We start from the raw sequence: 12,779 nt of genomic DNA on the forward strand, positions 1-12,779 counted from the left end.
GTATGCTCGAAACTTCGTTTTGATTCATACTGCTTTTCAACAACGCGGGATTAAGAGGCTTTGGGTGCTGGTCTCTATAGCCTTACGCAAAGACGTTGGGACATCTTTTGAAGGCAGCATCCACACTATCACGAAAGATATCAAATGCATCCCCTTTCTGCCGTATCCAAGTCTCTACAGCAAGCCACCAATTCTCAATCTTGTTTCCTGGCTCCAATTGGGGGAACAAGTACGCCTGCACATTCAACTCGGTCACGGTTGCAAGCACTAGTAAAGGTCATCGGAGCGAGCACACGGTTCTCCTTCAATGCCGTAATCCAACTGATTCGTTCAACACATTGTTTGATGGGGCTAGTGCATTTTCAAGAGACCTTTTTTGCTAAGGGTTCTAGCAAGAGACAATCAAAATAGTCATAGACTCTGGTCTTAACTTCTTGTGCGTTCAGTATCCGTTATGGTTCTACAATGGCCTGCTTGGCATGAATCCACTTCGGCTCAATCGCATTCAAGCAGGGACTCTTTACAGGTATAGCGGTAGTCATTGTGGTTAGGACGGGGGGTAGGGGTGGAACCCCTGGCTGGAGGCGAAGCCCCCACTCCCCTTCCAATTCCAATGTCTTAACGCACCTGCGTAGAGCTATACAAAAACCTCGGAGGTTTTAACCTAAAACTGCACCTCATGAACCACCTTGGCGCTTAAACCTCCGAGGTTTTAGCAAAATGTGGACAAATTAAAGAGGATTAGCATGGAGCACCTGTCGCAATTGGGCGCGCTTGTCCTCATCCAAGATGAGTTTGACCGTTTTAGGACGACTCGATCAGGCGTGCAAACAAGCTAACCCCTGCTGCTCGAAGGCACGAATCACCTTGCAAACAGTTTGGACACTACCACCGACCGTGGTGGCAATGTCTCTGGGCTGGATACGTCTAGCCCTAGCCAGCAAGATTTGGCAGCGCCGCAGAGTAAAAGCATCTTTGCAGCGTAGTCCTTGTTTGAGGGCAGCTTGTTGTTGGGTTTCACTCAAGGGACACACGTATAGAGGGGGAAGCATCAGGGTTATGAGCCAGTGGAAAGTGTCTCCTCTAAAAGATCTTTGACTCCTGCTAATTGCATAATCGGTGCACTGAAGTCGCATTAGGGCTGAGTTCATGATAGGTAGCAACTATCACCTTTTGCACTTACACAGAAGCCTGTTGTCGTTGATAGAGCGACCAATATAATCCTTTACTTTGCAACAGGTCTGTGTGGGTTCCTTTTTCAACCAGAACCCCTTTCTCCAGCACCACGATCAGGTCCGCCCGCTTAAGTGGTGCAAAGCGGTGGGCAATCAAAAAGACTGTGCGATTTTGAGAAACTCGTTGCAGGTTCTGTAAGACCTGTTGCTCAGTCTCCGCATCAAGGGCGCTGGTGGCTTCATCCAGAATTAGTATGGGTGCCTGGGAGAGGAATAGGCGGGCCAGAGCCAGTCGCTGGCGTTGCCCTCCCGAAAGGGCTGTTCCTCGCTCACCGACGCTGGTTTCATAACCGTGAGGCAGTTCGCTGATGAAGTCGTGGGCAACGGCCAGGCGAGCTGCTTCTACAACCTGTTCGGCGGTGATGTCTGGATTACCCAGGCTAATGTTTTCCAGAACAGAACCGTTAAAGATAAAGTCTTCTTGCAGGACAACGCCAATTTGTTGCCTGAGCGAGGCAAGATCAGCACTTTTGACATCGAAGCCATCAATTAAAATGCGCCCCGACTCTACTGGATAAAGGCGTTGAAGCAGTTTAGAGAGGGTACTCTTGCCAGAACCGCTACGCCCGACCACACCGACCAGCATTCCTGGCTCAACACTGAAGGAAATGCCCCGCAGAACAGGTTCCTGGGTAGGATGGTAGCGGAAGAAGACCTGGTCGAAGGTGACCTGTCCTTTGAGGGGAGGGAGTACCAGTCCAGAACCCGCTTCGGCTTCGGGAGCCGTGTTAAGAATGTCGCCAATCCGGTCAACCGAGAGCAGCACCTGTTGCAGGTTTTGCCAGAGTTGCACCAGTCGAAGCAGAGGACCAGTCATTCTGCCGGAAAGCATCTGGAAAGCGACGAGTTGACCAATGGTGAGTTTTTGTTCAATTACCAAACTTGCGCCCACCCAGAGAACAATCAGATAGGAAAGGTTGGTGAGGAAGTCGGCTATGTTGCTACTGATATTTTGAGTGGTGGAGGCTTTAAAGCCGGTGCGGATGAAGCGGGCAAACAGACCTTCCCAGCGATCGCGCGCCACTTTTTCTGCTGTGTGGGCTTTCACGGCCTGAATTCCAGTCACGGTTTCCACCAGGAAGGACTGGCTATCTGCGCTGCGGTTAAAGGTTTCGTTGAGCCAGTTGCGCAGGATGGGGGTCGCTGTGAGTGTGAGGATGATAAACAGCGGAATCACCGCCAGTGCCGCCAGAGTCAGAATGGCACTGTAATAAATCATGATGGCCAGGTATACGACCGCGAAGAAGGCATCCAGGACAACCGTGAGCGCAGTTCCAGTCAGGAATTGCCGGATATTTTCCAACTCCTGGACGCGGGCGACGGTATCCCCAACACGGCGCTGCTCAAAGTAGGACAGGGGTAACCGCATTAAATGGCGAAAAAGCTGGGCAGAAAGGCTGAGATCTAATCGGCGGGCGGTGTGGGTAAAGATGAACAGGCGCAGAATACCCAGGAGCCCTTCAAAGAAGGCAACACCAAGGAGCGCGATCGCCATCACATGCAGGGTTGGCATACTACCCTGCACCATTACCTTGTCAATCACCACCTGAGTAATGATCGGGGTTGCCAGTCCTAAGATTTGTAGGGTGAAGGATGCGATTAGCACCTCCGTCAGCAGCCCCCGGTATTTCATCACCGCAGGCAAGAACCAGGCAAGGCTAAATCGTTCCTGCTTCTGGACGGCTTCCACTAGCCAGAGTTGCCCATCCCAGGCGGGCTCAACCATCGCGCGAGGCACACTCTCGCAGGTACGGGCAGAGTTGAGGGGATCTCCGATAATCAGGCGATCGCCCCGGACAGCATAGACCAGCACCCAGTGGAATGGAGTGGTGCTGCGATCGCGAAGGCTGGGAGTGGCTCCATTAACCCTTTCTCCCTCTCGCCATTGCATTAGAGCCGGGAGGGGGACTTTGCGCAAATCGCTCCATGTCGTCTCAACCCGACGCAATTGGAGCCCTAGCTTTTCCGATGCCTCCACCACATCTGGCGGTTGCTGGCTGCGGATCTGGCGCTGCACCCACTCCAACTGGGCAGGATTTTGCAGATGACTTGCTACCATGGTCAGACAGGCAGCAGCCGTATTGACCCCTGAAACAAAGGGGAAGTCTGAAACAGGCTGGGGAGTGATTTCCGTTTGAGGTTGATAGCGTAATCGCTGTAAAGCCCAGTACTGTTGCAGATCGGAGGAAGAAATTTTACTCCACAGATCCGCTTTCCAGAGTGCTACCACTACATCTTTGTCCGCTGCCCTTGCCCGCCAGAAGCCAGGCAGTTCCAGGGCATCTCCCAACCAATCTCCCTGCTTCAGGATGATGGACTGCCCTTCCTCTGGAATCAGGCGGACTTTACCCGCCAGTACCAGCATCTGGCTACCAGGTGCCTCTGTTGACCAGAGCATTTCTCCCAGACTAAAGCGACGAATATCCACCGCTTGTTTGAATTGAACTTGCTGATAGGGGCTCAAAAAGCTGAGGGGGGGGACATCCCAGGGCAGATTGGCAAGGTCTTGGGCAATCATTGAATCACCTGCACAAGCATAGATAGAAAGATAGAAAGATGCATGGCATGTTTAAACTAGTGCTTTCTCCCAACGAGAGTCGATTTTCGTATCAAAAAATTGACAATTGGGCCCCTAATCGTTGACTTGCAGTTTGACAGTCATCGTCTGAATTTTTTCCGCTACCCACCGCTCAAACAATTCGTTTTGCATAGCTTGACGCAGAGGAGCATCTTCCAGGGTTGCCGGAATAAACTGCTCAACTCGGAAAATGGCCCAATGGTTTTCGACCTGGATGGGACCAACCAATTCTCCAGGGCTGGCTGAGTCAATCGCAGCTCTCAAGGCATCAGGCATTGTTCCACGGCTCACCGGCCCCATCATGCCGTTGGCGATTTTTTCATCGGCGATCGAGTATTCCCGGGCAAGCTGCTCAAAACTGGCACCTTCCATAATCTGGCTGTAAAGCTCGTCTGCCATATCCTTGCTGGGGACGACAATGCGAGACAGTACAACCCGGTCATAGAACAATTTTCGCTCAATGAAGTGCTCCTGTATTCGCGCTTCAGTAACCACCGCCTTTAATTTTTCCAATTTGAAGCTGTTTGAAATTTGGCTGTGGAACTGCTCATAGTTAATGCCGTTGCGCATCAACCAATCCTGAAACACCTGAGGATCGGTCAAGTTCTGCTTTAAACGAAAATCAACTACCGCCTGTTCAATCATGGCGGGGCTGATGTCCAAATCCTGTCGATTTGCTAGTTCGCGCTCCAAGACATACTGACGCAGAATATCTCCAATAAAGGGCTGAAGCTTACCTGCTGACTGCAAATACCTTAAGCACTGCCTTAGAGAAAGGGGCTGTTCATCAACGATAAGCAAGGCCTTTGATTCTTGTGATTCCATGAATAACCAAGTCTTAGAAATTCAGAGTCTGTGCTGTGTTGCCTTAAGTTCATTTCCGGCACTGCATTAAATTTTATGCAAACTTTATCCGGAAAACCGTAAGAATCCTGATAGATCTTTCCATATCATCCATATCAATAGTGCCCAAGTAATTATAAGGAATTGCTACAGATTACCTTCGTTTCAAGAAACAATCCGGGGACCTTCTTTACAGGATTTTGCTTGCCAGCATTCACTGCATACATACCCGCTTCATATTAAGCCCCAATGGAACCAGGAAGGCAAAGACTCCTGGATTTAAATTGAAATCATAAATAGATCTAAACTCCGACCGGAAAACCGGATTTTATGGCATGATCATTAGAGTAAACGCAGAGTAAAAAGATAGACTCTCATTCTATTAACAGAAGGAAATTCGCTTATGGTTCTCCAATTAGGCGACACCGTCCCCAACTTCACTCAACAGAGCAGTGAAGGCGAAATTAATTTTTATGACTGGGCAGGTGACAGCTGGGTAGTTTTCTTCTCTCACCCGGCAGATTACACTCCCGTTTGCACCACAGAACTGGGTGAAGTGGCTAAACTCAAGTCCGAATTTGAAAAGCGCAACACAAAAGTGATTGCCCTCAGCGTTGATGATACGGATTCTCACAAGGGCTGGATCAAAGACATCAATGAAACCCAAAACACAACCGTTAACTACCCCATCATTGCAGATGCCGATAAGTCGGTATCCAACCTGTATGGGATGATTCACCCTAATGCGAACGAGAAGGTGACCGTGCGCACGGTGTTTGTGATTGACCCTCAGAAGAAACTGCGTCTGACTATTACCTATCCTCCCAGCACTGGACGTAATTTTGAAGAGATCCTGCGGGTGATTGACTCTCTCCAATTGACAGATAACTATGGCGTTGCCACTCCGGTTAACTGGAAAGATGGCGATGATGTGGTGGTAGTTCCCTCCATTCCCACGGAAGAAGCCAAGCAGAAGTTTCCGAAAGGGGTCACAGAGGTCAAGCCTTATCTACGGTTGACTCCTCAACCTAACAAATAAAGTGCTAAATCATTAATAACTAGCAGGAGGGTGAGTGATAGTACCTACCCTCTCTTTTTTATTCGTGGCACTGGATATCATCATTGTTGTGAAGCAGGTAGCCATCATTAATTGGCAAATAATTGGCAAGGATGAAGTTGGGGGCGCAGCCCTCTCCACCCCCAAAATTATCCTCAATTTAATTGCGCCTGGCTACTTAGTTTGAATTAAATACAAAGCCTCTCCATCTCACAACTAAATTTAGAACAGCTCTATTCATTTAGAACAGCTATATTAGGCGAAAATTTTAGAGAGGAATCATTCAGGTCGTTTCTAGAGTATTTTTTCAGAATGGATATCAAATGTGGATTTGTTGGCACTGTAGGTAACACTCCGTTGATTCGGCTTAATAGCTTTAGCGAAGAGACAGGATGCGAAATCCTGGGAAAAGCAGAGTTTCTGAATCCAGGCGGTTCCGTCAAAGACCGGGCAGCGCTCTACATCATCCAGGATGCAGAAGAAAAAGGTATTCTCAAGCGGGGTGGTACTGTGGTTGAAGGGACTGCCGGAAATACGGGAATCGGGCTTGCCCATATTTGCAATGCCAAGGGCTATCGCTGCCTGATTATCATCCCCGAAACCCAATCTCAGGAGAAGATGGACCTTTTGCGAACATTAGGCGCGGAAGTTCGTCCAGTACCTGCTGTTCCTTACCGAGATCCCAATAACTACGTCAAACTCTCTGGCAGGTTGGCCTCGGAAATGGAAAATGCTATTTGGGCGAACCAATTTGACAATCTGGCAAATCGCCGTGCCCATTACGAAACAACTGGGCCCGAAATTTGGGCACAAACTGATGGTAAGGTAGATGCTTGGGTCACATCCACTGGAACGGGCGGTACCTATGCTGGAGTGGCGATGTTTTTGAAGGAGAAGAACCCAGATATTCAGTGTGTGGTTGCCGATCCCATGGGGAGCGGGCTTTACAGCTACATCAAAACGGGCGAGATCAAGATAGAGGGAAATTCCATTACTGAAGGAATTGGAAACAGTCGGGTGACCGCCAATATGGAAGGAGCCCCCGCTGATGATGCAATTCAAGTAGATGATGTGGAAGCGGTGCGGGTTGTCTACCAGCTCCTGGAGAAAGATGGATTGTTTTTGGGGGGCTCAACGGGAATTAATGTGGGAGCTGCCGTTGCTCTGGCAAAACAGATGGGACCTGGACACACGATTGTGACAATTTTGTGTGACGGTGGTAACCGTTACCAATCCAAGCTGTTCAACCGGGAATGGCTGTCAGGGAAAGGGCTTCTACCAACATAGGAGGTACTTGTTCTTGCAAAAATCTGAAATGGTTCGATGGGCATTTGCCGTCAGAGGGGCGTTGCTCAAGGCAGAATGATTTGAACCGAAGTTTTAAGCAGCCAGCAATCTTTTCATCCCAAGCATCCGCATGGGCTAGTGAGGGATGGCTGTTACTGTCGGAAGGAGGCGATCGCCCAGTCGCCCAGATTCCTTCTCATGCTCATCCCTCTTACGCTTCAGGTAATCTGATTGCCCCCGCCCTGGTACCTCTTTGCAAACTATTCTGTGGATTGCCTTTTGGGTGTTTGTAACCGTCGTAATCAGAACTAATCGACTCTTTACTGTGCTAGTCAGGCGGATTGAGGCCGGTTCTCCGCTGAGGGCAGGTTACTTTGAGTTAGGAGCCCTCCAGCTCTGATGAACCCAAGCATGGAAACGGTGACGGCAGAGGGGGTTAATGGTATCCTGGTGTCACTCGGTGCCACTGAGGCCGTGGTGGATTACCAGAAGCATTCAACCGCGATCGCGGAAACCCTCTATCTAATTCATGCGGCCAGAGAGAGCAGTTCCAGGACCGCAGCACCCGGACGCTACTGGGTCAAAGTTTGGTTAGATACCTACACCGAAACTGAGTTCAACGCCTGCACCCGCCTGACCTACCGCCTGCATGAGTCCTTCAAACATCCCATTGTGGCAACTGAGGCGAAAGAGAAGCATTTTGAACTGTGGATGGAAATTTGCGAAGAATTTACAGTAGTTGCCTATGTTGAACGAGAAGCCAAAGACCCCCTGTGGCTAACCTGCTTTATTGAGCTTCCACAAGGGGCTGGGGTATAGATGAGCATGCTTGCACAACTGCTACTTCAAATCCAGTAATCCTGCTTCCTTCAGCTTAGGGTTAAAGCGAACATCCTCCTGCACCCCACGAGCCTGTAATACTTCTAAAATCTCTGCTTCAACCCGCCGGGCAACCTGCTTCAATATTTTAGTTTGGGCGAGTTCATCAGTGGCAGAGGTGTAGCTGGTTTGCTCATCTGGAGTCATCAGATGCTTGACATCAATGGGCTGGTTCCACTGTGCCACCTCCGACCTATTTCCTGGAGGTACAGAGCCATTTTCTGCAATCCAGCGATCGCGAATTTCCTCTAAAATCGCCCGACTGGGACGATCAATCATCTGCACTTTAATCCAATAACACAAATGGGGCTGACGAACCAGATGCTGCTTGAGGCTAAGATAGACATCCCGCGAGTAGCCAATGTATTGCAGTTTCTGAGCCTGGTCAAAAATTGCGTAGACACCCACTTTCCCCAAGAACTGATCGGGAAGTTCGCCACTGTCCTTGAGGTAGGGAATAAAATCCAAGCTGGCCAAGGTAGACATCGCTAATGGCTCACCTTCTGGTAAATGGCACATAACCTGCTGGGCTTAAAGATCACTGCCTTGAACATAAAGTTGGGGGGACGTTGATGATAGCGTAATCCGTGGAGGCATAATACTTTTCGAACTCGGCAGGCATTCCCTTAGGAGTCGAGTGGCTATAGGGAACTGGTTGAAAAAGAAGCCCGGTGAACTGAACTTGCGAGCATTGCAACTGCTCAGCCACCTGCTGTAGAAATGCCTCGCTCTTGAGCAATTCAAACAGGATTGCTTGAGCATCCGGTTCAAGGGTGAAACTGCCATCAAAGCTGTCAATAATCCTGAGACCTATGAAAAATCAGCATTACAAAGAAATAGAGCAATCAAGATCCTATCCTGTTCCGGGCTTGCTTTTCGTAAATAGGTTCCATCGATACAAAGGTCCCTTTGATAAAGATTAGGTGATGCTGAGAACAGATAATGAGGATGGCGATAATATGGAATTGCCTTCAACTAAATAGAAATCTATGCCAATCCGAGCCCCTGAAGGTCGTCTCAAGCATCTCAGTTTACTAGTTGCAGGTTTAACTTTGCCAGTATGTGTTGCGATCGCCCATCCCCTTTCAGGGGTTGCGCAGCAATCTGCTAGAGCGAATCCAGCGCCGCCAGGCTTAAGTGCTAGTATCGATGATGCCTATACATTGGGGGCGGGCGATCGAGTCAGGGTCGAAGTCTTCAAACTGCCCCAGTTTACTGGGGAGTATCAAGTCCTGATCGATGGCTCTCTTAACCTACCCCAGGTCGGCAGTGTTGCCGTGGATGGCATGACTCTTAAAGAAGCGGCTGATGCTATTTCTGGGCGCTATGCCAGGATACTCAAATATCCTATTGTTAATCTCAATCTGCTTGCAGCTCGCCCAGTACAGGTTGGAATTTCGGGTGAAGTCAACCGTCCTGGTGCCTATACGGTGTCCGCAGGTGATGCCGCTTCCCAGTTACCCACCGTAACCCGCGCCCTAGAGCGGGCCGGTGGTATTACTCAGATGGCCGACCTGCGCCGAATAGAGGTTCGTCGTTCCCGGAGGGCAGGAGAGCAAATTATTCAGGTTGACCTGTGGGAGTTTCTGAACTCTGGCGATTCCCGTCGAGACATTGTTCTACGAGCAGGAGATTCGATTCTGGTTCCCACTATCAGCAAACCCAACTTAGCGGAATCGATCCAGCTTGCTTCTGCTAGTTTTGCCTCAGACAGAAGCCAGGGACTCAATATTGCTGTAGTTGGGGAGGTTTATAGACCTGGACCCCATACCGTGACTGCTTCCGCTAGAACTGGTGCGGCTGGTGAAACAGGGCAAGCAGGGGGAACAGGCGGAATCTCGACTCCGCCCACCGTTACACGGGCCATTCAAGTAGCTGGCGGGATTAGACCCCAGGCCGATGTCCGCCGCATCCAAGTCCGTCGCCTTACCCGAACAGGTTCTGAGCAAACAATCAGCATTGATCTTTGGAAATTGCTCAAAGAAGGAGATGTGAGCCAGGATCTCTTCTTACAAGATCGAGACACGATCGTGATTCCAACAGCTTCTGAGATTTCACCTGCTGACTCTATTCAAATTGCGGCTGCCAGCTTTTCTCCGGACAGTATCCGCGTCAATATCGTTGGAGAAGTGAAGAATCCTGGACTGGTGAGAATTCCACCCAATACTCCTTTGAATCAAGCCGTTTTAGCAGCAGGCGGCTTTACTACTCGAGCACGCAAAAGTTCGGTTGATTTGATCCGATTAAACCCAAACGGTACGATTTCGAAGCGCAAAATTGATGTGAATTTCGATAATGAGCTGAATGAGAAAACAAATCCTCCGCTGTACAACGATGACATTATTATTGTTAACCGCTCTGCGCTAACGACATTTTCAGACAATTTGAATTCGGTGTTGACTCCAATTAACGGATTTCTGTCATTATTTAGTATCTACAGAATCATAACTGGACAATAATCCTTCAATCCAAAATCAATCCAAGTTTGGAGAGCTTGAACGATTTCATCACTTGCGTAAGATGTAGATAAATCAGGGAAAGTAGCGGATCAAAGACAGGGCTTCGATCATTTCACAATTAACCTCGACACGTGGACAGAGACCAAGATGGAGAGTCAAGAAGTATCATCTAAAGGCTTAATTGGCTGGCGGTTCCAGTCACTGCCACTGGTCAACGCTAATCAATCTCAAGAAGGGGATGAGGGTGGACTGAATCTGGGTCAAATTGTGGCCGCTCTTCGCCGCAAAATTCCGGTTATTGCTGGGGTTACGATTGTTGTCACATCTGCGGCTACATTGAAGGCACTAACGAGTACTCCGACGTACCAGGGGAGTTTTGAAATTCTCACCAAACCCATTACCGTTGAAGCCCAGGTAATTTCTTCGGTTCCCCAAACGCTGAGCAATCGAGAGCAGGAAGATGCTCAGAAAGGGATTGACCAAACGAAACTCAAGCTTTTAGTAAGCCCTAAGCTTCTTTCTCCAATTGCAGATAAGCTCAAAACCCGGTACCCAGGTTTTAGCTACAGCGCGATCGCAGCTAGCCTGGTTGTAACCCCAGTTCCCAATAGTGAGATCCTGAATGTCAGCTATGTGAATAAAGACCCGGAGTTGGTGAAGGAAGTCCTTGATCTGGTAGCAAAAGCGTATTTGGACTACAGTTTGGAAGAACGTCTGGCAGATGTCCGTCAGGGGATTGAATTTGTCGATGCCCAACTTCCCCAATTGCAACAACGTGTTGAAACCATTCAGGACCAATTGCAAAGCTTTCGCCAGCAGTACAATCTGATTGACCCCGAATCTCAAGGAAAGCAGCTTTCAGAGCAAGCCACATCAATTGGACAACAGCGGCTTGAAACTCAGATTAAATTAAACGAAGCTCGTGCCCTCTATGTTGATTTGAATAATCAACTGGCCCAAAAAGCAACTGAATCGGCTGCCAGTTCTGCCCTCAAAGACAACAATCGTTATCAGAGTTTATTAGGGCAGATATTGGACGTTCAGAGCCAGATTGCAAAAGAAGGAACTTTGTTTCGGGAAGATACCCCTGAAATTAAAGTTTTGCAAGATCAGCAACGCAATCTCCTCAGCCTTCTCAGTCAAGAAGGGCAGAATGTGCAGAAGGATGTTGCCAGCCGAATTCGTGAGTTAGAGGCTCGAAGCAATATCCTGGCCCAAACTGAAGATCTCTTAAATCGTCGCGTCAAGCAACTGTCTGTGATTTCCCGACAATTTACAGATATTCAACGGGAACTCAAAATTGCAACGGAGAACCTGAATCAGTTTCTGGCAAAACGCGAAGCACTACGGATTGATGCGGGGCAGAGGAAAGTTCCCTGGCAAATTCTCACTCCACCAACTGCCCCTATTCCTTCTGCTGCAAATGTTAAGAAAACGGCAATGTTGGGGGCAATTCTAGGTTTACTCTTAGGCGTAGGGTTAGCATTGCTACTTGATCGGTTGAGCAACATTCTTCACAGCCCTGATGAACTAAAAGAGACCAAACTACCAATCCTGGGTGCTATTCCACTTAACACAGACTTAGAAAAGTTTGAAAAGCTAACCACTATTACCAGTGTTGGAGGTTTGGTTCAGCAAGTGCGCCAGAAGTTCGGGTTTGATCCCGATGCAAAACCCACTCATTACACCTCTTCTCCCTTCCTGGAAGCGTTTCGCTCGCTCTACACCAATATCCTTCTGCTCAGTTCTGACACTCGTATCCGATCCTTTGTCATCTGCTCATCGATACCTGGAGAGGGAAAATCTACTATTTCTATTTATCTGGCTCAGGCTGCTGCTGCTTTGGGAGAGCGGGTTTTGCTGGTCGATACGGATCTGCGTTTACCTCAGCTGCACAATCGTCTGGAGTTAGACAATGTTCATGGGCTGAGTAGTGTAATTTCTTTGAATCTGGAGTATGAACAGGTAATTCAGCGATCGCCCCTTGAGAAAAATTTGTTTGTTCTAACGGCCGGTCCTGTACCTCCTGATCCTACCAAAGTCCTTTCCTCCCAAAAGATGCAGGACTTGATGGAAAAATTTAGGGAGCATTTCGACTTGGTAATTTATGACACCCCCCCTTTAACGGGGCTTGCTGACGCCAAGTTGATTGCAGCAAAAACTGACGGAATTGTCATGGTCGTAGGATTAGGTAAGACCAAGAGTTTCGCATTGAGGCAGGCTCTGGACGGGTTAAAGCTATCCTCTGTACCAGTCTTGGGGCTGGTTGCCAATGGTACAAAAGATTATGCCACCGGGTTGTATCATTCTTATCATCGGTATTATGCATCAGCTCAAAGTGGGCAACTGCTTGATGAAGAACCCACGGCTTTAGGAAAACCTTCAGGTGAATAGGTTTTCTGGAAAACTTTTTAGATTTTTTAGATTTAAAGACAGAGTTC

At 48.7% G+C, this 12,779-nt stretch carries 10 protein-coding genes; 6 read left to right on the top strand and 4 right to left on the bottom strand.

Annotated elements, in window-relative coordinates; all coding sequences use genetic code 11:
• Positions 1–818 precede the first annotated feature (818 nt).
• From P4D80_RS02395 to P4D80_RS02405, 3 genes are all read right to left on the bottom strand, one after another.
• Positions 819–1,052 carry a helix-turn-helix domain-containing protein gene (locus tag P4D80_RS02395; protein WP_421657253.1) on the bottom strand — a complete coding sequence of 78 codons (234 nt, stop codon included), beginning with the start codon at positions 1,050–1,052 and terminating at the stop codon, positions 819–821.
• A 127-nt stretch (positions 1,053–1,179) separates the two neighbouring features.
• Entirely contained in the window at positions 1,180–3,753 is a 2,574-nt protein-coding gene (locus tag P4D80_RS02400) for a peptidase domain-containing ABC transporter (RefSeq protein WP_421657254.1), read from the bottom strand.
• A gap of 114 nt (positions 3,754–3,867) precedes the next feature.
• Positions 3,868–4,638, bottom strand: coding sequence for a peptidyl-prolyl cis-trans isomerase (locus tag P4D80_RS02405; protein WP_421657255.1), 771 nt, complete (start codon positions 4,636–4,638; stop codon positions 3,868–3,870).
• Between the two features lie 421 nt (positions 4,639–5,059).
• Between P4D80_RS02405 and P4D80_RS02410 the strand changes: the two genes are divergently transcribed.
• The 4 genes from P4D80_RS02410 to P4D80_RS02425 all read left to right on the top strand — a co-directional run bounded on the left by P4D80_RS02410 (position 5,060) and on the right by P4D80_RS02425 (position 7,819).
• Positions 5,060–5,695: a peroxiredoxin gene (locus P4D80_RS02410; RefSeq protein ID WP_421657256.1), complete on the top strand. Its 636-nt coding sequence runs from the start codon at positions 5,060–5,062 to the stop codon at positions 5,693–5,695.
• 34 nt (positions 5,696–5,729) lie between these two features.
• A complete protein-coding gene (locus P4D80_RS02415; protein WP_421657257.1) occupies positions 5,730–5,900 on the top strand; it encodes a hypothetical protein in 171 nt (56 codons plus the stop codon).
• Positions 5,901–6,025: 125 nt separating this feature from the next.
• Positions 6,026–7,000, top strand: a complete 975-nt coding sequence (locus P4D80_RS02420) for a cysteine synthase A (RefSeq protein WP_421657258.1) — start codon at positions 6,026–6,028, stop codon at positions 6,998–7,000.
• Between the two features lie 399 nt (positions 7,001–7,399).
• Positions 7,400–7,819 (top strand): pYEATS domain-containing protein, encoded by a 420-nt coding sequence (locus P4D80_RS02425; RefSeq protein WP_421657259.1) that lies wholly within the window; start codon positions 7,400–7,402, stop codon positions 7,817–7,819.
• A 21-nt stretch (positions 7,820–7,840) separates the two neighbouring features.
• Here the strand turns inward: P4D80_RS02425 and P4D80_RS02430 are convergent, their stop codons facing one another.
• Positions 7,841–8,365 carry a GIY-YIG nuclease family protein gene (locus P4D80_RS02430; RefSeq protein ID WP_421657260.1) on the bottom strand — a complete coding sequence of 175 codons (525 nt, stop codon included), beginning with the start codon at positions 8,363–8,365 and terminating at the stop codon, positions 7,841–7,843.
• A gap of 503 nt (positions 8,366–8,868) precedes the next feature.
• Here P4D80_RS02430 and P4D80_RS02435 point away from each other — a divergent pair.
• Positions 8,869–10,338 carry a polysaccharide biosynthesis/export family protein gene (locus tag P4D80_RS02435; RefSeq protein ID WP_421657261.1) on the top strand — a complete coding sequence of 490 codons (1,470 nt, stop codon included), beginning with the start codon at positions 8,869–8,871 and terminating at the stop codon, positions 10,336–10,338.
• A gap of 147 nt (positions 10,339–10,485) precedes the next feature.
• Positions 10,486–12,732, top strand: a complete 2,247-nt coding sequence (locus tag P4D80_RS02440; protein ID WP_421657262.1) for a GumC family protein — start codon at positions 10,486–10,488, stop codon at positions 12,730–12,732.
• The last annotated feature ends 47 nt before the right edge of the window (positions 12,733–12,779 follow it).

The organism is Leptothermofonsia sp. ETS-13, assembly GCF_049200465.1.
GTDB lineage: Bacteria > Cyanobacteriota > Cyanobacteriia > Leptolyngbyales > Leptolyngbyaceae > Leptothermofonsia.